This window comes from Streptomyces malaysiense (assembly GCF_000980885.2).
GTDB classification, from domain to species: Bacteria; Actinomycetota; Actinomycetes; order Streptomycetales; family Streptomycetaceae; genus Streptomyces; species Streptomyces malaysiense.
This window is the reverse complement of the sequence record NZ_LBDA02000053.1, coordinates 39,657-60,664: the sequence shown is the minus strand read 5'-3', so window position 1 is coordinate 60,664 and position 21,008 is coordinate 39,657. Positions and strand designations below refer to the sequence as shown.

At 72.5% G+C, this 21,008-nt stretch carries 19 protein-coding genes and 1 pseudogene; 9 read left to right on the top strand and 11 right to left on the bottom strand.

All coding sequences use genetic code 11. The annotated features are described in order from the left end of the window. The first annotated feature begins 8 nt into the window (after positions 1-8). Positions 9-1,091 carry a Zn-dependent alcohol dehydrogenase gene (locus VT52_RS22210; RefSeq protein ID WP_046424078.1) on the top strand — a complete coding sequence of 361 codons (1,083 nt, stop codon included), beginning with the start codon at positions 9-11 and terminating at the stop codon, positions 1,089-1,091. A 122-nt stretch (positions 1,092-1,213) separates the two neighbouring features. Here VT52_RS22210 and VT52_RS22205 read toward each other — a convergent pair whose 3' ends face one another. Next, on the bottom strand, positions 1,214-1,927 hold the full coding sequence (locus VT52_RS22205; RefSeq protein WP_046424076.1) for an ArsR/SmtB family transcription factor: 714 nt from the start codon (positions 1,925-1,927) through the stop codon (positions 1,214-1,216). Positions 1,928-1,986: 59 nt separating this feature from the next. Continuing rightward, positions 1,987-2,628, bottom strand: a complete 642-nt coding sequence (locus VT52_RS22200; RefSeq protein WP_046424074.1) for a TetR/AcrR family transcriptional regulator — start codon at positions 2,626-2,628, stop codon at positions 1,987-1,989. A 66-nt stretch (positions 2,629-2,694) separates the two neighbouring features. Between VT52_RS22200 and VT52_RS22195 the strand changes: the two genes are divergently transcribed. The 3 genes from VT52_RS22195 (at position 2,695) to VT52_RS22185 (ending at position 4,912) form a co-directional block, all read left to right on the top strand. Next, positions 2,695-3,846, top strand: coding sequence for an acyl-CoA dehydrogenase family protein (locus VT52_RS22195; RefSeq protein WP_046424248.1), 1,152 nt, complete (start codon positions 2,695-2,697; stop codon positions 3,844-3,846). 59 nt (positions 3,847-3,905) lie between these two features. After that, positions 3,906-4,196: a YiaA/YiaB family inner membrane protein gene (locus tag VT52_RS22190; protein WP_046424246.1), complete on the top strand. Its 291-nt coding sequence runs from the start codon at positions 3,906-3,908 to the stop codon at positions 4,194-4,196. A gap of 92 nt (positions 4,197-4,288) precedes the next feature. Continuing rightward, positions 4,289-4,912, top strand: a complete 624-nt coding sequence (locus VT52_RS22185; protein WP_046424072.1) for a TetR/AcrR family transcriptional regulator — start codon at positions 4,289-4,291, stop codon at positions 4,910-4,912. 27 nt (positions 4,913-4,939) lie between these two features. On the opposite strand, the gene VT52_RS22180 is transcribed toward VT52_RS22185, so the two are convergent. After that, positions 4,940-5,401 carry a MaoC family dehydratase gene (locus VT52_RS22180; RefSeq protein ID WP_046424070.1) on the bottom strand — a complete coding sequence of 154 codons (462 nt, stop codon included), beginning with the start codon at positions 5,399-5,401 and terminating at the stop codon, positions 4,940-4,942. Positions 5,402-5,490: 89 nt separating this feature from the next. On the opposite strand from VT52_RS22180, the gene soxR reads away from it, so the two are divergent. Next, positions 5,491-5,949: a redox-sensitive transcriptional activator SoxR gene (gene soxR, locus VT52_RS22175; protein ID WP_046424068.1), complete on the top strand. Its 459-nt coding sequence runs from the start codon at positions 5,491-5,493 to the stop codon at positions 5,947-5,949. Between the two features lie 38 nt (positions 5,950-5,987). Here the strand turns inward: soxR and VT52_RS22170 are convergent. Together VT52_RS22170 and VT52_RS22165 are read right to left on the bottom strand one after the other, a co-directional pair. Continuing rightward, positions 5,988-7,039, bottom strand: a pseudogene (locus VT52_RS22170) (RNA ligase (ATP)); the annotation flags it as partial. Positions 7,040-7,422: 383 nt separating this feature from the next. Then, entirely contained in the window at positions 7,423-8,031 is a 609-nt protein-coding gene (locus VT52_RS22165; RefSeq protein ID WP_046424066.1) for a hypothetical protein, read from the bottom strand. A 220-nt stretch (positions 8,032-8,251) separates the two neighbouring features. Here VT52_RS22165 and VT52_RS22160 point away from each other — a divergent pair, with 220 nt between their 5' ends. Further along, positions 8,252-11,053: a penicillin acylase family protein gene (locus tag VT52_RS22160; protein ID WP_046424064.1), complete on the top strand. Its 2,802-nt coding sequence runs from the start codon at positions 8,252-8,254 to the stop codon at positions 11,051-11,053. A 34-nt stretch (positions 11,054-11,087) separates the two neighbouring features. On the opposite strand, the gene VT52_RS22155 is transcribed toward VT52_RS22160, so the two are convergent. Further along, positions 11,088-12,380, bottom strand: coding sequence for a serine-threonine protein kinase (locus VT52_RS22155; RefSeq protein ID WP_071387629.1), 1,293 nt, complete (start codon positions 12,378-12,380; stop codon positions 11,088-11,090). Between the two features lie 84 nt (positions 12,381-12,464). Then, positions 12,465-13,706 (bottom strand): exo-beta-N-acetylmuramidase NamZ family protein, encoded by a 1,242-nt coding sequence (locus VT52_RS22150; protein ID WP_046424060.1) that lies wholly within the window; start codon positions 13,704-13,706, stop codon positions 12,465-12,467. Between the two features lie 123 nt (positions 13,707-13,829). On the opposite strand from VT52_RS22150, the gene VT52_RS22145 reads away from it, so the two are divergent. From VT52_RS22145 to VT52_RS22135, 3 genes are read left to right on the top strand one after another with little or no spacing between them, the layout of a single operon-like run. After that, complete coding sequence (locus tag VT52_RS22145) at positions 13,830-14,603, top strand: SDR family oxidoreductase (RefSeq protein WP_046424058.1); 774 nt, start codon at positions 13,830-13,832, stop codon at positions 14,601-14,603. Further along, on the top strand, positions 14,600-16,273 hold the full coding sequence (locus tag VT52_RS22140; RefSeq protein ID WP_046424057.1) for a class I adenylate-forming enzyme family protein: 1,674 nt from the start codon (positions 14,600-14,602) through the stop codon (positions 16,271-16,273). The genes VT52_RS22145 and VT52_RS22140 overlap by 4 nt, the downstream gene beginning before the upstream one ends. A gap of 33 nt (positions 16,274-16,306) precedes the next feature. After that, entirely contained in the window at positions 16,307-16,900 is a 594-nt protein-coding gene (locus VT52_RS22135) for a TetR/AcrR family transcriptional regulator (protein WP_046424056.1), read from the top strand. Positions 16,901-16,949: 49 nt separating this feature from the next. Here VT52_RS22135 and VT52_RS22130 read toward each other — a convergent pair whose 3' ends face one another. The 4 genes from VT52_RS22130 to VT52_RS22115 form a co-directional block, all read right to left on the bottom strand. Further along, a complete protein-coding gene (locus VT52_RS22130) occupies positions 16,950-18,164 on the bottom strand; it encodes an acyl-CoA dehydrogenase family protein (protein ID WP_046424054.1) in 1,215 nt (404 codons plus the stop codon). Between the two features lie 5 nt (positions 18,165-18,169). Further along, positions 18,170-19,192: a phosphotransferase family protein gene (locus VT52_RS22125; protein WP_046424052.1), complete on the bottom strand. Its 1,023-nt coding sequence runs from the start codon at positions 19,190-19,192 to the stop codon at positions 18,170-18,172. A 140-nt stretch (positions 19,193-19,332) separates the two neighbouring features. Continuing rightward, on the bottom strand, positions 19,333-19,848 hold the full coding sequence (locus tag VT52_RS22120; RefSeq protein WP_046424050.1) for an NUDIX hydrolase: 516 nt from the start codon (positions 19,846-19,848) through the stop codon (positions 19,333-19,335). A 42-nt stretch (positions 19,849-19,890) separates the two neighbouring features. After that, on the bottom strand, positions 19,891-20,787 hold the full coding sequence (locus VT52_RS22115; RefSeq protein ID WP_046424243.1) for a DMT family transporter: 897 nt from the start codon (positions 20,785-20,787) through the stop codon (positions 19,891-19,893). Positions 20,788-21,008: the final 221 nt, after the last annotated feature.

The window sequence follows — 21,008 nt, the reverse complement described above, 5'->3', positions numbered from 1 at the left end:
CGCCCGCCATGGCCGTACGAGCCGCTGTCCTGCCCGCCGTCGGTGCACCCCTGGAAATAACCGGCATCGAACTGCCCGGACCCGGACCCGGACAGGTCCGGGTCCGGCTCGCGGCGGCCGGGGTGTGCCACTCCGATCTGTCCCTGTCCGACGGCACGATGAGCGTGCCGGTGCCCGCGGTGCTCGGCCACGAGGGCGCGGGGACGGTCGTCGCCGTCGGCCCGGACGTCACCCATGTCTCGCCCGGGACGCCCGTCGTCCTCAACTGGGCGCCCGCGTGCGGCACGTGCCACGCCTGTTCGCTCGGCGAGGTCTGGCTGTGCGCCAGGGCGCTCGACGGTGCGGCCTCCGTCTACGCCCACGCCGCCGACGGCACCCCGCTGCATCCCGGTCTGAACGTCGCCGCGTTCGCCGAGGAGACGGTCGTGCCCGCCGCCTGCGCGCTGCCGCTGCCGCCGGGCGTGCCGCTCGCGGACGCGGCGCTGCTCGGCTGCGCCGTGCTCACCGGGTACGGCGCGGTCCACCACTCCGCGCGGGTGCGGGCCGGCGAGAGCGTCGCCGTGTTCGGCGCGGGCGGGGTCGGGCTCGCCGCCCTCCAGTCGGCCCGGATCGCGGGCGCGTCCCGGATCGTCGCCGTCGACGTGTCCCCCGGGAAGGAGGACCTCGCGCGGGCCGCGGGCGCCACGGACTTCCTCCTCGCCTCCGCGACCACGCCCCGCGAGATCCGCGCCCTGACCGGCGGACAGGGCGTCGACGTCGCCGTCGAGTGCGTGGGCCGCGCGGTCAGCATCCGCGCGGCCTGGGAGTCCACGCGGCGGGGCGGCCGTACGACGGTGGTCGGCATCGGCGGCAAGGACCAGCAGGTCACCTTCAACGCCCTCGAACTCTTCCACTGGGGCCGTACCCTCTCCGGCTGCGTCTACGGCAACAGCGACCCCGCCCGCGATCTGCCCCTGCTGGCCGAGCACGTCCGCGCCGGCCGCCTGGACCTGTCCGCGTTGGTGACGGAGCGGATCGGCCTGGAGGACATCCCCGGCGCCTTCGAGAACATGAAGGCGGGCAAGGGGGGACGGGCGCTGGTGGTGTTCTGAGGGCAGGGCAGGGCCAAGCGCCCCTTCCGGGGCGCGGGGCCGTGCCGGTTGCGGCTTTGCCGCGTGGGCGCGACCGGCGGCGCACCACGACGCGGCGGTTCACCGACGGCCCCGCCCCGCCTTCAGCCCAGGGCACCCGGGGCGATGCCGAGCAGCGAGGAGAACGCCCGCTCCCCCTCCCGTGTCACCCGGACCGCCCGCTCGCTCCCGATCCGCTCGCACCACCCCGAATCCAGCGCGTGCCGGCACAACGCCGCCCCCGCCGCACCGGCCAGGTGCGGGCGGCGTTCCGTCCAGTCCAGGCAGCCGCGGGCGAGCGGACGCCGTCCGGCCGGCGCCAGGGGGATCCCCGTCGCCGCGAACCACTCCACCCCCGCGTCCGTCAGCGAGAACCCCGTGTCCTGCCGCAGCAGCCCCCGCGAGGTCAGCGCGTCCGTGAGCGCGGTCCCGAGCCGCCCGGCGAGATGGTCGTAACACGTACGCCCCCGCGCCATGGCCGATCCGGCGCTGGACTCGCGCAGGGTGCGCACCGTCCCCCGCTCCGCCGGGGGCACCTGCGCCGCGAGATCCTCCACCAGCGTCGCCACCCGCGCGTCGGCCAGCCGCACGTACCGGTGCCGTCCCTGGCGCTCCCGCGCGAGCAGCCCGCCCGCCACCAGCCTGCCCAGGTGCTCGCTCACCGTGGACGCGGCCACCCCGGCGTGCCGCGCCAGTTCGCCCGCCGTCCAGGCCCGGCCGTCCAGCAGGGCCAGCAGACACGCGGCGCGGGTCTCGTCCGCGAGCAGCCCGGCCAGCGCGGCGAGTCCCGCGGCCCGGGGGTCCTTGATCCTTGTCACGCCCCCAGCATGCGCCCGGAACACTTCGGCCGGTACCGAAGTGCCGCGACCGGTCCTGGCTAGTCCGCCTGCCGTACCCGCTCGTACTGCTGCGCCAGCCCGTCCAGCAGCGCGCTCAGCCCCGTCTCGAACGCCCGCTCGTCGATCTTCTCCTGCTGCTCCGCGAGGAGATGGGCCTGTCCGAGGTGCGGATAGTCGGCCGGGTCGTATGCGCTCGCGTCGTCCACGAAGCCGCCGGCGAAGGAGCCGAGCGCGGAGCCCATGATGAAGTACCGCATCAGCGCCCCGATGGACGTGGCCTGCGCCGGCGGCCACCCCGCGTCGACCATCGCGCCGTACGCCGCGTCCGCCACCCGCAGCGCGGCCGGCCGGCGCCCGGGGCCGCGCGCGAGCACGGGGACGATGTTGGGGTGGGCGCGCAGCGCGGCCCGGTAGGAGACGGCCCAGTCGTGCAGCGCGGTCCGCCACGCCCGGCCGTCCTCGAACATCGACAGGTCGACCAGCGCGCTCACCGAGTCCGCGACCGCCTCCAGGATCTCGTCCTTCGTGCGGAAGTGGTTGTACAGCGAGGGCCCGCTCACCCCCAGCTCCGCGGCGAGCCGGCGGGTGGAGACGGCCGCCAGCCCCTCCCGGTCCACGAGTTCGCGGGCCGCCCGGACGATCCGGTCGGTGCTGAGCAGGGGCTTGCGCGGTCGGGCCATGGCGCACATAGTAGGGCTGCTCCTGTAAACTAGCAGTGCTAATTTAAATGGTGAGGTGATCTCGTGGTGAACCTGGGGCTCAGCGAGGAGCAGGCGGCCGTACGGCGGCTCGCGCGGGACTTCGTGACCCGCGAGATCACCCCGCACGTGATCGCCTGGGACCGGGCCGAGGAGGTCGACCGGGGCATCGTGAAGAAGCTCGGCGAGATCGGCTTCCTCGGGCTGACGGTCCCGGAGGAGTACGGCGGCTGTGGCGGCGACCATCTGTCGTACTGCCTGGTCACCGAGGAGCTGGGCCGCGGGGACTCGTCCGTGCGCGGCATCGTGTCCGTCTCCCTCGGCCTGGTCGCCAAGACGGTCGCCGCCTGGGGGAGCGAGGAGCAGCGGCGGCGCTGGCTGCCGGGGCTGACCGCGGGCGAGTACGTGGGCTGCTTCGGCCTCACCGAGCCGGGTACCGGCTCCGACGCGGGCAACCTCACCACCCGGGCGGTGCGCGAGGGCGACGAGTACGTCGTCAACGGCACCAAGATGTTCATCACCAACGGCACCTGGGCGGACGTCGTCCTGCTCTTCGCCCGTTCCACCGACGCCCCCGGCCACAAGGGCGTGAGCGCCTTCCTGGTGCCCACCGACACGCCCGGCCTGAGCCGTCGCCCCGTCCACGGCAAGCTCGGTCTGCGCGGCCAGGCCACCGCCGAACTGGTCCTGGAGGACGTGCGGGTGCCCGCCTCCGCGATGCTGGGCGCGGAGGGCAAGGGCTTCTCCGTCGCCATGTCCGCGCTCGCCAAGGGGCGGATGTCCGTGGCGGCGGGCTGCGTCGGGATAGCCCAGGCCGCCCTGGACGCGGCCGTCGCGTACGCCGGCGAACGCGAGCAGTTCGGCAAGCCGATCGCCCGCCACCAGCTGGTGCAGGAGCTGATCAGCGACATCGCCGTCGACGTGGACGCGGCCCGGCTGCTGACCTGGCGGGTCGCCGATCTGATCGACCGCGGCGAGCCGTTCGCCGTGGAGTCCTCCAAGGCCAAGCTGTTCGCGTCCGAGGCCGCGGTCCGCGCCGCCAACAACGCGCTCCAGGTCTTCGGCGGCTACGGCTACATCGACGAGTACCCGGTCGGCAAACTCCTGCGCGACGCCCGGGTGATGACCCTCTACGAGGGCACCAGCCAGATCCAGAAGCTGCTCATCGGCCGCTCACTGACCGGGGTCTCGGCCTTCTGAGTAGCGAGTGAGTAGCTGAGCGGATGTGGCGCGGGCCACTCGCGCCGATGCTCTTCCCCATGAGCGACACACCGGTCAAGCAGCAGAGCACGGCCGCCTTCTACGGCCAGGCCGTCGCGTCCTTCGCCATCGCCATGGCGGCCACGTCCATCGGCATCTTCCGGCTGGACGCCGACGCGTGGGTGCGCGCGTTCCTCGCGATCGCCGTCCTGTATCTTGTCACCTCCGCCTTCACCCTCGCCAAGGTGATCCGGGACCGCCAGGAGGCCGGACAGATCGTCAGCCGGGTCGACCAGGCCCGGCTGGACAGGCTCCTCGCCGAGCACGACCCCTTCACCGAGAAGCTCTGATCTCCCGGGCGGCCCCCGGGCCGCCGCGCTAAGCGCTCGCTCACCGTCGGCGGTATGGTGGTGCTCCTGTCACCGAGAGGGGCGTAAGAGCGATGAGTACGGCGGCGGAGACCACCGGCGGCGAGGCCGAGCCGTGGGAAGAGGTCACCCCTGACGCGGCCCGGCGGCTGCTCGTGGCCGCCGTGGAGGCCTTCGCCGAACGCGGCTACCACGCGACGACGACCCGGGACATCGCGGGCCGCGCCGGGATGAGCCCCGCCGCGCTCTACATCCACTACAAGACCAAGGAAGAGCTGCTCCACCGGATCAGCCGCATCGGTCACGACAAGGCCCTGGACATCCTGCGGACGGCGGCCCGCCGCGAGGGCAGCGCCAAGGAACGGCTCGCCGACGCGGTCAGCTCCTTCGTCCGCTGGCACGCCGGGCGGCGCACCACCGCGCGGGTCGTGCAGTACGAGCTGGACGCCCTCGGCCCCGAGGCCCGCGCCGAGATCCTCGGGCTGCGCCGGCAGGTCGACGCCGAGGTGCGCGGGATCGTCGAGGACGGCGTCGCCGCGGGCGAGTTCGACGTACCGGACGTCCAGGGCACCACGCTCGCCGTGCTGTCGCTGTGCATCGACGTGGCCCGCTGGTTCAACGTCGACGGGCCACGTACGCCGGAGGCGGTCGGCGAACTGTACGCCGAGCTGGTGCTGCGGATGGTCGGGGCGGGGTAGCCCCCGGTCGGCGGCGGCTCCGGGTCCCTACAGGTAGTAGCGGGACACCGACTCCGCGACGCACACCGGCTTGTCGCCGCCCTCGCGCTCCACGGTGAAGGCGACGGCGACCTGGACGCCGCCCGTGACGTCCTCGACGCCGGTGATCCGCGCGGTGGCCCGCAACCGGGAGCCGACGGGGACGGGGGCCGGGAAACGGACCTTGTTGGTGCCGTAGTTGACACCCATCTTCACGCCGTCCACCCGGATGAGCTGGGGGCCGAAGAGGGGCAGCAGGGACAGGGTGAGGTAGCCGTGCGCGATGGTCGTCCCGAACGGCCCCGCGGCCGCCTTCTCCGGGTCCACGTGGATCCACTGGTGGTCCCCGGTGGCCTCGGCGAACAGATCGATCCGCTTCTGGTCGACCTCCAGCCAGTCGGTGTGGCCCAGCTGCTCGCCCACGGCCGCCTTCAGCTCGGCGGGGGAGGTGAAGATCCTCGGTTCTGCCATGTTCCCGGCCTCTCGATCGTATGACTAAGCAACTGCTTAGTATGATCGAGTGCGAGGTCGATGTCAACGGATTGACTAGGCTCTGAGGAGTGCCGCAGATTCCCGAGAAGATCCATGAGCTGACCGTCGGCCAGTTGTCCGCGCGCAGCGGTGCCGCCGTGTCCGCGCTGCACTTCTACGAGGCCAAGGGCCTGATCTCCAGCCGCCGCACCGGTGGCAACCAGCGCCGGTTCGGCCGGGACACGCTGCGCCGGGTGGCGTTCATCCGTGCGGCGCAGCGGGTCGGCATCCCCCTCGCGACGATCCGCTCCGCGCTGGCCGAACTGCCGGAGGAGCGGACGCCGACGCGGGAGGACTGGGCGCGGCTGTCGCAGGCGTGGCGCTCGGAGCTGGACGAGCGGATCACGCAGCTCAACCGGCTGCGGGACCACCTGACCGACTGCATCGGGTGCGGCTGCCTGTCGCTGGACACGTGTGTGCTGTCCAACCCGGACGACGCGTTCGGGGAGCGGCGGGCGGGGTCCCGGCTGATGGCGGAGGGGCGCTGAGTCCGGGGGCCGCCGGCCGGCCCCCGGTCACTCGTACTCGTGCCGCCCTTGCGGGTCAGGTACGCCGGGCTCACCGCCTTCGCGATCGCCCGTCCGCCGGTCACCGCGCTGTACCGCTCGGTGGCCGGCCGTATCACCACGCTTTGCGCAGGTGCAGTTCACGGCCGGAGACCGTCTCGCGGCCGCTCGCGACGCCGAGGACCCGGTCGATGTCGTACGGCCCGCTGTACAGCCGGGGCACCGGCGGCAGTTCGCCGTCCACTACGGCGGTGTCCGGCCGGCGCACGGTGCCCCCGATCTCGGCCGAGACGTCGAACACCGCGTAACCCAGGGTCTCCCGGCGGCCGTCCGCGCCGTACGCCAGGTCCTGGACGCCCGTGCCGTAGACCTCGCCGAAGACGCCGATCCGCCCTGCGCCGAGCCGCTCGGCGAGGCGGGCGGCGGCCGCGGGGACGCCGTGCGCGTGCACGGCGCGCCAGTACAGGTTCCGGGGGTCCTCCTTGAGCGCGAGCGACCTGGCGCCGAAGTCCTTGGAGGAGACGTACCCCCGGCCCTCGTCCGCGACGTACGTCAGCAGGCAGGCCGAACCGTGCAGCTTCTCCGTGACCACCACCGGCTCGCCGGGCGTGAAGACGTCCGGGTAGCGCTGGATGTTCTCGATTTCGACCCAGGGCGGCAATCCGGGAGCCGACTCCACCTCGCCGTTCATGGTAGGCGGGATCGGCGGCACCCATTTGGTGATGCCGAGCCGCTCCGCGAAGTCCGTGCCCTCGACGGCCGCGGCCGCGAGATCGACGCCGTCGAGCGCCTTCGGCCGGCACACGATGCCCTGGGACAGTTCGCCGCGCAGCCGCACCGCCCTGACCCGGTCGGCCGCGGCTCCCGCGAGCCGTCCGGGCAGCCCCAGTTCCTCGATCAGCGGCTCCGGAAGCACGGCCTGCTCGGGGATGTAGAGCGCCATCTCCCCGCTGCGGAACGCCCCCTTGGCCACCACGGCCCGGTACAGCTCGACCTGGGCCAGCTCCAGCGCGTCGGTGTCCGGGTGCGCGTGGACGGTCAGCACCTCGGCGGTCACCCGCAGCGTGGACATGAAGACTCCCCCGTTCCTCACGGTTTCGAATCCCGCCACTGTCCCGGACGGCAAACTCCTGGAGTGAGCCGATTCCGGTCCGCTGCGGTCCCCCTCTTCGAAGCGCGCCGGGTCCTTCGGTGGACCGGGACGGCCGCTCCGTGCCCGTCGGCACGGCTTCCGTCCGGACGCGCCCGCGCCATCCGCGGCCGATGCCGGTCCCCGCCGGTGAAGCGGGCGGTGTGAAACGGGCGATGTGAAGCCGGCGTTGTCAAGCCGGCGGTGTGAAGTCAGTGGAGCGGAGCCCGCCGAAGTCGGTGGAGCGCGGTCGGCGAGCATGGGGGCGCGGCATCCCCTGCGCGGCCCCCGGCGCGATCCCCCGGTCGCGGTTCCCGCCGGTCAGGTCAGGCCGACATCAGCAGCCGGCCCCGCCCCCGCCTGGCGTAGGCCAGCGCCTGCGGGGAGAGCACCGGGCGCGGGACGAGTATCCCGCAGTCGCCGCACACCGGTCCGGAGGACGGCTCGTGGTCGAGGCCGTACTTCCACACGAGCCGGTCGGCGCCGCAGACCGGGCAGCTCGCCCCCGGCTCCCGCTCCAGAGCGTCGATCAGCCTGCGCAGCACATCGGCCAGCGGATCGCGGGGGTGCACCCGCGGGTCGTCACACCAGGCGACCCCGAAGCCGCCCCAGGTCAGCCGGTGCCAGTCGTCCACGCTGCCCGGCCGGCGCAGCCCGTCGTGCTTCTCGCGGCGGCGGCGCTCGGTGAACTCGCTCTCGTAGCCGAGCCAGACGGATCGGGCCTCCTCCAGCTCCTCCAGCGCGGCCACGAGCCGCGCCGGGTCGGGGGAGCGGTCCTCGGGACCGAACCCGGCCCGCGCGCACAGGTGGTCCCATGTCGCCCGATGCCCGTAAGGGGCGAACTTCTCAAGGCACTTGCGCAGCGAGTAGCGCCGCAGTGCCAGATCGCAGCCCGGATCGCGTACCTGTCTCGCCAGACTCCGGAAACCGGCCATCGCCCTGCACCTCCGTCACACCTGCACCTGTTCCGCGGCCACTTCGGCGTCGTCGTACGGACGTCGCCTGATAGACGTGGCGACAGGCGCTTCGGCTCCATCACTTCACGCGGTTGTTCTGCTCGGCCTTCCCGCAAACTCAAAAACGTGACGCATGTTCATCTTCAACTTCGGGGATACCGGCGGTAACGTTCGCGCACCCCAGTCGCTAGGAGCTGCCATGCCACGGCGCACCCCACGGACCGCCCTTGACAGAGTGAGAACGTTCCGCCGACTTCCCGGGTTCCTGAAGACGGCCTCGGTATGCGTTCTGATAGCCGGACTTGTCTCCCCCATTACCCAGAGCGCCGCGAGCGCGGCCACCTCCGCCGCCCCCGCGGCCACCGCGAACGACTACTGCGGCGGCCGGTGTTCGGACATCCTGCCGCCCGGCGAGAACGGCAACGCCACCCTCGCCCAGATCCTCCTCAACCAGGCCTTCGGCACCCAGCCCGCGCACGCCGAGGACCAGCTCGGCCCGTACGCCGGCCTGGCCACCGGCTACAAGGGCCTGAGCGATGCGACCATCAACAACTTCTTCAACGACGCCTCGTTCGGCGTCCCGTCCGACCAGGTCGCCTCGACGGAGAAGCCGAACGGGCGCGGCGACGTGACGATCGTGCGCGACAAGAAGACCGGTGTGCCCCACATCACCGGCACCACCCGCTACGGCACCGAGTTCGGCGCCGGGTACGCCGCGGCCGAGGACCGGCTGTGGCTGATGGACGTCTTCCGGCACGTCGGCCGGGGCCAGCTGACCTCCTTCGCGGGCGGCGCCGCCGCCAACCAGGGCCTGGAGCAGCAGTTCTACCGCAACGCGCCCTACACCGAGGCCGACCTCCAGGCGCAGATCGACCGTGCCGTCGCGGACAACGGAGCCCGCGGCCGGCAGGCCCTGGCGGACTCCGACGCCTACCTGGACGGCATCAACGCCTACATCGACGCCTCCGACAGCGGCCGTTACTTCCCCGGCGAGTACGACCTGACCGGCCACAAAAACGCCATCACCAACGCCGGCACCATCGACCACTTCAAGATCACCGACCTGGTGGCGCTGGCCTCCGTCATCGGCTCGCTGTTCGGCTCCGGCGGCGGGGGAGAGGTGAACAACGCCCTGTCCCTGATGGCCGCGCAGGACAAGTACGGCGTGGAGCAGGGCACCAAGGTCTGGGAGTCCTTCCGCGAGCGCAACGACCCCGAGGCCGTGCTCACCGTCCACGACGGCCAGAGCTTCCCGTACGGCGCCAAGCCCGCCACCGCCAAGGGGCAGGCGATGCCCGACGCCGGCTCGGTGACCCAGGAGCCGCTGGTCTACGACCGCACCGGCAGCGCGGCCACCTCCGCCGCCAAGAGCGCCTCCACCTCGGCCGCGAGGACCGACCTGAGCTCCGCCCACCGCGGGATGTCCAACGCCCTGGTGGTGAGCGGCAAACACACCGCGAGCGGCCATCCGATCGCCGTCTTCGGGCCGCAGACAGGCTACTTCGCGCCGCAGCTGCTCATGCTCCAGGAGATCCAGGGGCCGGGCATCAGCGCCCGCGGCGCCTCCTTCGCGGGCCTGAGCATGTACGTCGAACTCGGCCGCGGCCAGGACTACTCCTGGAGCGCGACCACCTCCGGCCAGGACATCATCGACACGTACGCCGTCGAGCTGTGCCAGGACGACTACCACTACCTGTACCACGGCACCTGCACCGCCATGGACAAGGTCGAGCAGAAGAACTCCTGGTCGCCCACGCTGGCCGACGGCACCGCCGCCGGGTCGTACACCATGAGGGTGTGGCGCACCAAGTACGGGCCGGTGGAGTACCGGGCGACCGTCGGTGGCAAGAAGGTCGCCTACACCAGCCTGCGCTCCTCCTACCTGCACGAGGTCGACTCGATCATCGGCTTCCAGATGCTGAACGACCCCGGCTACGTCAAGGGTCCCCAGGACTTCCAGAGCGCGGCGCAGCACATCAACTACACCTTCAACTGGTTCTACGCCGACTCGCAGCACACCGCCTACTACAACAGCGGTGACAACCCGGTCCGCGCGGACGGCGTCGACGCCGAGTTCCCGGTGTGGGCGCAGCCCGCGTACGAGTGGCGGAACTGGAACCCGGACACCAACACGGCCGACTACACGCCGCCCTCCGCCCACCCCAACTCCATCGACCAGGACTACTACATCTCCTGGAACAACAAGCAGGCCAAGGACTACACCACCGCCTCCTGGGGCGACGGCTCCGTGCACCGCGGCAACCTGCTGGACGACCGGGTGAAGAAGCTGGTCGCGGCCGGCGGGGTGACCCGCTCCCAGCTGGTGCAGGCCATGGCGTCGGCGGGCGTCACCGACCTGCGCGCCGAGGACGTGCTGCCCGAGCTGCTCCAGGTGATCGACTCCTCGCCGGTGACCGACCCGGCGGCGGCCGACGCGGTGAACAAGCTCCAGGCGTGGGTGGGCGCGGGCGCCCAGCGCACCGAGACGTCGGCGGGCTCCAAGAAGTACGCGAACGCCGACGCGATCCGCATCCTGGACGCCTGGTGGCCGCTGCTGGTCAAGGCCGAGTTCCAGCCCGGCCTCGGCAGCGACCTGTACAACGCGTTCACCGGCAACCTGTCCATCGACGAGGCCCCGTCCGCCGGGCACGGACCGACCGGCTCGCACGCCGGAAGCTCCTTCCAGTACGGCTGGTGGAGCTATGTCGACAAGGACATCCGGGCAGTGCTCGGGCAGGACGTGCAGGGTCCCCTCGCCGAGAAGTACTGCGGCGACGGGAACCTGGGCTCCTGCCGGGACATCCTGATCAGCAGCCTCAAGCAGGCCGCCGGGATGACCGCCGCCCAGGTCTACCCGGGCGACAGCCTCTGCTCCGCCGGTGACCAGTGGTGCGCCGACTCGATCGTCCAGCGCACGCTGGGCGGCATCAAGCACGGCAACATCAGCTGGCAGAACCGGCCGACCTTCCAGCAGGTCGTGGAGTACACCTCGCACCGGTGACCCCGGCACCGAGCGAGCGGTGACTGGCGGCGGGTCAGGCGATCCGGCCCGCCGCCAGCACCACCCGGGCCAGTTCGGGGTGCAGGATGTCGCTGTGCGCCCCGGCCGGCGGACCGCCCCGGCGGACCACCGCGGCCGCGTCCACGTTCACACACCCCGACGCGGGCAGCCGGCCCGCCAGGGCGCCGGCCAGATCCAGCCGGGCCGTGCCCGGCACCGCCTGCACCCCGTCGTGCCCCAGCGCGCCCCACCGGGGACCCAGCACGGCCGCGATCTCGTCGCCCAGGCAGGACCGGTCGTCCCCCGCGAGCCGCGAGGCCAGCGGGTAGAACGTGCCGAGCGCCGCGTCGAAGTGCGAGTGGCAGCACACCAGCGGGCCGTCGATCCGCCGCTGCTGGTCCTTCAACGCACCGGACCTGTGCGGGTCGTCGGGCAGCCGCTCAGAGAACGCGTAGTGCGAGAAGGCCCCTTCGAGCAGCGTCACCGACTTCACCGGGGACGCCCTGCCGGGCAGCCCGCGCAGCGCGAACGCCACGAGCCGCGCACCGAAACTGTGCCCCACCAGGTGGACCCGCACCCCGGGCGCCCCGGCCGCCAGCCTGCCGAGCAGCGGCCCGAGCCCGTGCTCGCCGACGGTCCCGGCCCGTCCCTTCATCTGGTAGTACGCCGCCTGCCGCAGCAGCTCCTTCGCGCCCTCCCAGGGGTTGGGCAGACCGAACCCCTCGGTGCCGCCCGGCGCCGCGACGGCGGCCAGCGCGCCGGCGAACTCGGCGCAGGCGGTGGCCGGTTCCTCGGTGAACACGGCCGGCTCGCCCTCCTCGTCGGTGTCGGCCGCGGCCCGCCCCGCCCCGCCCAGCAGCAGCCGCACCAGCCGCCCGAACTCCGGCAGCCCCGCCTCGCCCTCCGGCCGCTCGTCCAGCAGCCGGCCCAGCCGGTCGAGGACGTCCGCACGGTCCGGGAAGGCCACGAGCAGCCCGCGCCGGGTCTCCGCGTCCAGCGCCGGTCCGGACCCCGCCCCCGGCGCCGCGACCGACCTCGGGAAGTCGGGGATCGGCTCGTCGCTGAACCGCATCGACGGCCAGACCACACCGGCGTACCCGAGGCGCGCCCTTGGCGCGAGCGCCGGGAACGGGGCGAAGAAGCGGCGGTACAGGGCGGTGGCGGCCGAGCGGTCCTCGTTCCAGCCGTGTGCGAAGACGACCAGGTCACGCACGCCGCGTTCGGTGACCTGGGCCAGCAGGCGATCGCGTTCGGGCGGGTCGGCGTCCCCGCTCGTGTCGAAGGTCAGTTCCCAGTAGGGAGACACGCTCATCCCAGGATCCGCCATCTCAGGCTCCCTCGCCCCGCGGAAAGGACATGTTACCGGGTGTAATTGTCCCGCGACGCAGTGGAGTTGGCCAGCCCTCGCGCCTCACCCGTAGAGCAGATGTTCCTCCCGGATCCGCCGGAACGCGGCCAGTTCCCGCTGCCAGGCGCCCACCACCTCGTCGGTGTCCGCGCCCGCGTCGATCATCGTGCGCACCCGGTCCGAACCGGTGAGCTTGTCGATCCAGTCGTCCGGCCGCCACGCGAAGCCGTCCCAGACCTGCCGCGCGGTCACCAGCAGGGCGATCCCGGTGCGTACGGGGTCGTAGGCCGCCCGGTCCGTCACATGGACCTGCACCCCGCCGACCGTCCTGCCCTCGAACTTGGAGAACGTGGGCGCGAAGTACGCCTCCCGGAACCGCACCCCGGGCAGCCCCAGCGCGTTCGCGGCCGCCGCCCAGCGGCCGTCGACGCCCTCGGCGCCGAGGAGTTCGAACGGCCGCGTGGTGCCCCGGCCCTCGGAGAGGTTCGTGCCCTCGAACATGCAGGTGCCGGAGTACACCAACGCCGTGTCCGGGGTGGGCATGTTGGGGCTCGGCGGCACCCAGGGCAGGGCCGAGGCGTCGTAGAAGTCCGTGCGCCGCCAGCCCGTCATCAGGACGGTCTCCAGGGGGACGGGCGCGGTCAGGAACTCCTCGTCGAACAGCCGGGCCAGTTCCGCGACGGTCATCCCGTGCGCCTGCGCGATCGGCTGCCGGCCGACGAACGTGGCGAACTCCGCGTGCAGCACCGGGCCCCGGGCCTCGCGGCCGGTGACCGGGTTCGGGCGGTCGAGCACGACGAACCGCTTGCCGGCGATCCGGGCGGCCTCCATGCAGTCGTACAGCGTCCAGATGTACGTGTAGAACCGCGCGCCCACGTCCTGGATGTCGAAGACGATCGTGTCGACGCCGGAGGCGGTGAAGACGTCGGCCAGCGGCCGGCCGCTCTTGAGGTACGTGTCGTAGACCGGCAGACCCGTCTCCGGATCGTCGTAGCGGCCCTCGGAACCGCCGGCCTGCGCGGTGCCGCGGAAGCCGTGCTCCGGGCCGAAGACCGCCGCCAGGTCGACCCGGTGGTCCTCGTGCATGACGTCCACGATGTGCCGGGCGTCCCGGGTGATGCCGGTGGGGTTGGTGACGATGCCGATCCGCCGGCCGTGCAGGAGCTGGTAGCCGTCGGCCGCGAGTCTTTCGAATCCGGTGCGGAAGGGCTCGCGGTGCTGGGGGGCCGCGGCCGGTTCGGGGGCCGCGGCCGGTACGGCCGCCAGGGTGGCCGTGGCCAGGAGGTTTCTTCGGGACAGCTGCATGGGACCTCCGTTGCTGCGGAAGGTGCGGGCCTCTAGAGGTTGGTGCGATGGCCCTTCCTTCACACATACCGACCGGTTAGTCTGGCCGCGCTGAGCCGAGTCGCGTCGTGTCGAAGGAGACCGATGGTGGAAGCCATGCAGGATGCGGGAGTCGTCGTCACCGGCGCCGGCGGGGGGATCGGGGCCGCGCTGGCCCGGAGATTCGCCGGCGCCGGGGCACGGGTCGTGGTGAACGACCTGGACGGGCGGAAGGCGAAGGCGGTGGCCGAGGAGATCGGCGGGACCGCCCTGCCCGGGGACGCCTCCGCGATCGTCGAGGACGCGCGGGACGCGCTCGGCGGGACCATCGACGTGTACTGCGCCAACGCCGGGGTCGGCTTCTCGGACGGGGACGTCGGCGGACCGCTGGACGAGAAGTCCTGGGCGCTGGCCTGGGACGTCAACGTGATGGCGCACGTCCGCGCGGCCCATGCCCTGCTGCCGCACTGGCTGGAGCGGGGCAGCGGCCGGTTCGTCGCCACCGTGTCCGCCGCCGGGCTGCTCACCATGGTCGGCGCCCCCTCCTACAGCGTCACCAAGCACGGCGCCCACGCGTTCGCCGAGTGGCTGTCCCTGACGTACCGCCACCGCGGTCTGAAGGTGCACGCGATCTGTCCGGAGGGCGTGCGCACCGACATGCTCGCGGCCACCGGCACCGCGGGCGAGGTGGTGCTGGTGCCGACCGCGATCGAGCCGGAGGACGTGGCCGACGCGCTGTTCAAGGGCATGGAGGAGGACCGCTTCCTGATCCTGCCGCACCCGGAGACCGGCTCCCGCTACCGGGCGCGCGCCGCCGACCCGGAGCGCTGGCTGGCCGGCATGAACCTGCTCCAGCAGAAGGTGGAGGAGGTCTCGTGAGCGACTCCCCTTACGCGGCCAAGCCCTGGCTGGCCCTGCTCGACGAGGCCCAGCGCGGCCCCGTCGCCCCGGCCGACTCGCTGGTCCACGCTCTGCGCGCCGCCGTCGCGGAGGCGCCCGAGCGCACCTTCCTCGCCTACTTCGACGCCCGGCTGAGCTACCGCGAGGCCGACGAACTCAGCGACTCGGTCGCCGCGCACCTCGCCGCGCGCGGCCTGGAGCGCGGTGACCGGGTGGCCGTACTCCTGCAGAACTCCCCGCACTTCGTGCTGGCCGTGCTCGGCGCCTGGAAGGCGGGCGCGACCGTGGTGCCGGTGAACCCGATGTACAAGTCGGCCGAGGTCGGCCATGTGCTGCGGGACGCCGGGGCGGCCGCGCTGATCTGCTCCGACCGGGCATGGGAGTCGTACCTGCGGCGGACGGCGGACGGCTCGCCGGTGCGGATCGTGCTCACCGGGTGCGAGCTGGACTTCCAGACGCGTGACGACGAGCGGGTGCTGGCCTTCGAGCGGCTGCCACCGGCCCCCGACGCCGAGGACCTGGTGACCGTGGCCCGGCAGGGCGGGCGGGTGCCCGAGGGGCGTGACCCGGGGCCCGGCGACATCGCGCTGATCAGCTACACCTCCGGGACCAGCGGCACCCCCAAGGGCGCCACCAACACCCACGGCAACATCATGTACACCGTGGAACGCCAGCGCACCGGGCTCCCGCTGCCCGAGGGGCCGGTCTACTTCGCGCTCGCGCCGCTGTTCCACATCACCGGCATGGTCTGCCAGTTCGGTGCCTGTCTGAACAGCGCCGGCACCCTGGTCCTCGCCTACCGCTTCGAGCCGGGCGTCGTCCTGGAGGCGTTCGCCGAGCACCGCCCGGTGTTCACGGTCGGCCCCGCCACCGCGTTCATGGCGCTCGGCGCCCACCCCGGAGCGGGACCGGAGCACTTCTCCTCCTTCGTGCACCTCGCCTCCGGCGGCGCCCCCCTGCCGCCCGCGCTGGTGGAGGGCTTCCGGGAGCGGTTCGGCGCGTACATCCGCAACGGGTACGGCCTCACCGAGTGCACCGCCCCGTGCGCCTCCGTGCCCTCCACCCTGGAGGCACCGGTCGACCCGGTCTCCGGGACCCTCGCGGTCGGGCTGCCGGGACCGGACACGCTCGTGCGGATCGTGGACGAGAACGGCGCGGACGTGCCGTTCGGCGAGCAGGGCGAGATCGTGGTGCGCGGGCCCCAGGTGATCCCCGGCTACTGGCGCCGCCCGGACGCGACCGCCGAGACCTTCCCCGGGGGCGAGCTGCACACCGGCGACATCGGGTTCATGGACCCGCAGGGCTGGCTCTACGTCGTGGACCGCAAGAAGGACATGATCAACGCGTCCGGGTTCAAGGTCTGGCCGCGCGAGGTCGAGGACGTCCTGTACACCCATCCGGCGGTGCGCGAGGCGGCCGTCGTCGGCGTCCCGGACGGCTACCGCGGGGAGACCGTCAAGGCGTACATCAGCCTGCGTCCGGGTGCCGAGGCGGACCCGGATGAACTCGCGGTGTACTGCAAGGAGAGACTGGCCGCCTACAAATATCCGCGCCAGGTGGAGATCCTGCCCGAGTTGCCCAAGACCTCGAGTGGGAAGATCCTCCGTCGGGAGCTTCGTTCCCGCGGCGACGGCGGACGTCAGAACTGAACTGGCGACATCACGGAAAGGCAGGTGGCGGCAGTGCCCAGGACGACGGACGGCGACGGAGCACCTGTTCCGCAGCGGCTTCTGGCCGCCGCCACCCGGCTCTTCGCCGAGCAGGGGTACGACCGGACCTCCGTACAGGAGATCGTGGAGGCGGCCGGCGTCACCAAGGGGGCGCTGTACCACTACTTCGGCTCCAAGGACGATCTGCTGCACGAGGTGTACGCGCGCATGCTGCGTGTCCAGCAGGAACGGCTCGACCACTTCGCCGACATGGACGCGCCGGTGGAGCGGCGGCTGCGGGAGGCGGCGGCGGACGTCGTGGTGTCGACCATCGAGAACCTGGACGACGCCTCGATCTTCTTCCGCTCCATGCACCAGCTGAGCCCGGAGAAGCACAAGCAGGTACGGGCCGAACGGCGCCGCTACCACGAAAGGTTCCGCGCGCTCATCGAGGAGGGGCAGAAGTCCGGTGTCTTCTCCACCGCGACCCCGGCCGACCTCGTCGTGGACTACCACTTCGGCTCCGTCCACCACCTGTCCACCTGGTACCGCCCGGACGGACCGCTGAGCCCCCAGCAGGTGGCCGACCACCTCGCGGACCTGCTGCTGCGCGCGCTGCGTCCGTGAACGCCGGTGTGGGGCGGCCCCTCGCGGGCCGCCCCACACGCGTGACCTCCTAGAGGTACTTCTTCAGCTCCCGTCGCGCCAGCGACCGCTGGTGCACCTCGTCCGGGCCGTCGGCCAGCATCAGGGTGCGGGCGGCGGCGTAGAGCTCGGCCAGCGGGAAGTCCTGGCTCACCCCGCCCGCGCCGTGCAGCTGGATCGCCCGGTCCAGGATGTCCACCACCGCGCGCGGCGTGGCGATCTTGATGGCCTGGATCTCGGTGTGCGCGCCCCGGTTGCCGACGGTGTCCATCAGCCAGGCCGTCTTCAGGACCAGCAGCCGCAGCTGCTCGACCGTCACCCGGGCGTCGGCGATCCAGTTCTGCACCACGCCCTGCCGGGCCAGCGGCTTGCCGAACGCCGTACGGGAGACCGCGCGCCGGCACATCAGCTCGATCGCCCGCTCGGCCATGCCGATCAGCCGCATGCAGTGGTGGATCCGGCCGGGGCCGAGCCGGGCCTGCGCGATGGCGAACCCGCCGCCCTCCTCGCCGATCAGGTTGGTCACCGGCACCCGCACCCGGTCGAAGACCACCTCGGCGTGTCCGCCGTGCGAGTGGTCCTCGTACCCGAACACCCGCATGGCCCGCTCGACGGTCACCCCGGGCGTGTCGCGCGGGACCAGGACCATGGACTGCTGGCGGCGGATGTCCGCGCCCTCCGGGTCCGTCTTGCCCATCACGATGAAGATCCGGCAGTCCGGGTTCATCGCCCCGGAGATGTACCACTTGCGGCCGGTGATGACGTACTCGTCGCCGTCCCGCTCGATGAGGGTGGTGATGTTGGTGGCGTCCGAGGAGGCCACCTCCGGCTCGGTCATCGCGAACGCCGACCGGATCTCACCGGCGAGCAGCGGCTCCAGCCACTGCTTCTTCTGCGCCTCGTCGCCGAACTGCGCCAGCACCTCCATGTTCCCGGTGTCGGGCGCCGCGCAGTTGGTCGCGGTGGGTGCCAGGTGCGGGGAGCGGCCGGTGATCTCGGCGAGCGGCGCGTACTGGAGGTTCGTCAGGCCCGCGCCGTACTCCGTGCCCGGCAGGAAGAGGTTCCACAGCCCCTGCCTGCGCGCCTCGGCCTTCAGCTCCTCCACCACCGCCGGGGTGTCCCACGGCGAGGCGAGCGCGGCCCGCTGCTCCTCGGCGACCGGCTCGGCCGGGTGGACGTGCTCGTCCATGAAGGCGAGCAGCTTGGCCCGCATCTCCTCGGTGCGCGCGTCGAACGCGAAGTCCATGGCGGTCAGCCTTCCTGAAGGGTGGTCAGTCCGTGGTCGATGAAGACGGGCACCAGTTCGCCGATCCGGTCGAAGCCGCGCCCGACGGTCCGGCCGAGGGTGAAGCGGTAGTGGATGCCCTCCAGGATCACGGCGAGCTTGAAGAACGCGAACGCCTCGTACCAGGAGACGGCCGAGACGTCCCGGCCGGAGCGCGCCGCGTACCGCTCGACCAGTTCCTCGGGCGCGGGGTGCCCCGGCGCCTCGGCGGTGGTGGAGACGGGCGAGTCCGGCACGTCCAGGGTGCGGCTGTACATCACCAGCAGGCCGAGGTCGGTCAGCGGGTCGCCGAGCGTGGACATCTCCCAGTCGAGGATCGCCGTGATCCGGTCGTCCGCCCCGATCAGCACGTTGTCCAGCCGGTAGTCGCCGTGCACGACGGTGGCGGCGGGGGAGACGGGGAGCCTGCGCCCCAGTTCGGCGTGGAGGTCGTCGATGCCGGGCAGCTCGCGGTCGCGGGAGGCGTCCAGCTGCTTGCCCCAGCGGCGCAGCTGCCGGTCCAGATAGCCCTCCGGGCGGCCGAAGTCGCCGAGGCCCACCTCGGCGGGGTCCACCGCGTGCAGCTCGACCAGCGTGTCCACCAGGGACAGCACCGCGCCGCGCACCCGCTCCGCGCCGAGCGGGGCGAGCTGTGCGGAGGTGCGGTACGGCGTGCCCTCCACGAACTCCATCATGTAGAACGGCGCGCCGAGCACCTCCTCGTCCTCGCACAGCAGCACCGGCGCGGGGACCGGCACGGAGGTGGGGTGCAGGGCGCTGATCACCCGGTGCTCGCGCTTCATGTCGTGCGCGGTGGCGAGGACATGGCCGAGCGGTGGGCGGCGGACGACCCACTTCGAGGAGCCGTCGGAGAGCGCGTAGGTGAGGTTCGACCGGCCGCCCTCGATCAGCCGCCCGGTGAGCGGCCCCCGCACCAGCCCCGGGCGCTCACGCTCCAGCAGGGCGCGCAGCCGGTCCAGGTCCAGTCCGGGCGGGTGGTCGGCGCTCATGTGTCACTCCTGTGAACGGTCGGGTGCGGGACTCGACTCATGATGCCGACCGGTCGGTATGTCGTCCAGTGTGCGCGGCGAACACGAGGGGAAACGTGACGCGGGCCACGGGGGCGGGGCGGGGTCCTCGGGAGGGGTGCTCAGGTCCCGGCGCGGAACGCCGCGAGCCGCTCGTACGCGGCCAGCCCGTCCGGCACCCACTCCCACTCGCCGAGGCGCTCCTCGACCTCCTCGTCGGAGAGGAAGCCGTGCCACTGGACCTCCTCCGCCTGGGGGTTCACGGGCAGCTCGCAGCGCACCTCGTACACCGCCGACCACCAGGTCTTCCCGGCTCCGTCGTCGTAGAGGAACTTGAAGAGGTACGTCGGCCGGGGCAGACCGGACACGCCCAGCTCCTCCTCGGCCTCCCGCAGCGCCGCCTCGTCGTAGGACTCGCCCGCGCCCACCACCCCGCCGACGAACGGGTCGTACAGGGCGGGGAACACCAGCTTGGTCGCCGTGCGCCGGTGCACGAACAGGCGCCCGCGCGCGTCCCGGGCCTGGATGAAGACACAGCGGTGGCGCAGCCCGCGCCCGTACACCTCGCCGCGCGGCAACTGCCCGACGACGCGGTCGTGTTCGTCGACGATGTCGAGGATCTCGTCAGCAGGGTTCATGCCCTCATCCAAGCACGGGCGCATGCGGTACGGACGGGGGATTCAGCGGCGCTGGAGTTCGTGGGCCGGCGGTTTCGACCCGGTCGTGCCGCGGGGCATCGCCGGGTGCATCCCGAGCAGCACGATGCCCGCGACCACGCCCGCGAGCCCGGCCGCCTCCCAGGCCAGTGCCCCGGTGTCGGTGCGCAGCCGGTCGCCGAGGAAGCCCACCCCGCACAGGATCCCGGCGAGCGGCTCGGCCGCGGTGAGCGCGGGCAGCGACATCCGCAGCGGCGCCGTCTCGAAGGCGCTCTGCACCAGCACCAGCCCGGTGACCCCGCACAGGAACACGCCGTACGGCTGCCAGCCGGTGAACAGCTCCGCGAAGCCGCCCTCGGAGTAGAGCGTGCCGCTCACCCGGGTCAGCGCGTCCTGCACCCCGTAGAGGAGCCCGGCGGCCAGGGCCAGCAGCGCGGCGGCCCAGTTCGGCCGGGAGCGCTTGGCGTACGTCGTCAGGGCCAGGGCCACGCCCACCACCACGCCGATGATCAGCCAGTGCCGCAGCGGATCGGCGACGGCGTCGCCGGCCCGGGGCTCACCCGCCGTGATGAACGCGCTCACCCCGCCCGCGAGCAGCAGCAGCCCCGCCCAGCCCTGACGTCCCAGCGGCTGTCCGGTCTGGTACCGGGAGAGCGCGAGCGCGAACAGCAGATTGGTCGCGAGCAGCGGCTCCACCAGCGAGATCTCACCCTTGCCGAGGGCCACCGCACCCAGCACCATGCCGGCCACCACCAGCCCGAGACCGCCGAGCCAGCGCGGCACCCGCATCAGGTCGAGCAGCAGCCTGAAGGACAGGAAGTCGCTCAGCGGCGCCTGTTGCGCGGCGTTCTGCTGGAGCACGAAGCCGAGGCCCAGACAGCAGGCCGCGCTCACGGCGAGGAGGAGAACCAGAACCGACACGCTGCGTACCTCGATCATCCGGCCGGACCACGGACGCGTAGTGGCCGACTGTAGCGCTCCCGGGACGGCATGCCCCGGAAGAACCCGGAAAGGGACGGTTGCCCGCCATGGTCGGCGCCGGGGGCGCGGGGCGCCATGGCGTACGCCACACACCGCGGCGGCGTGAACGGCACGACGGGATGACGTACGCCACAGCGCCGCGCCCCGTGCCGGTTCCGGCG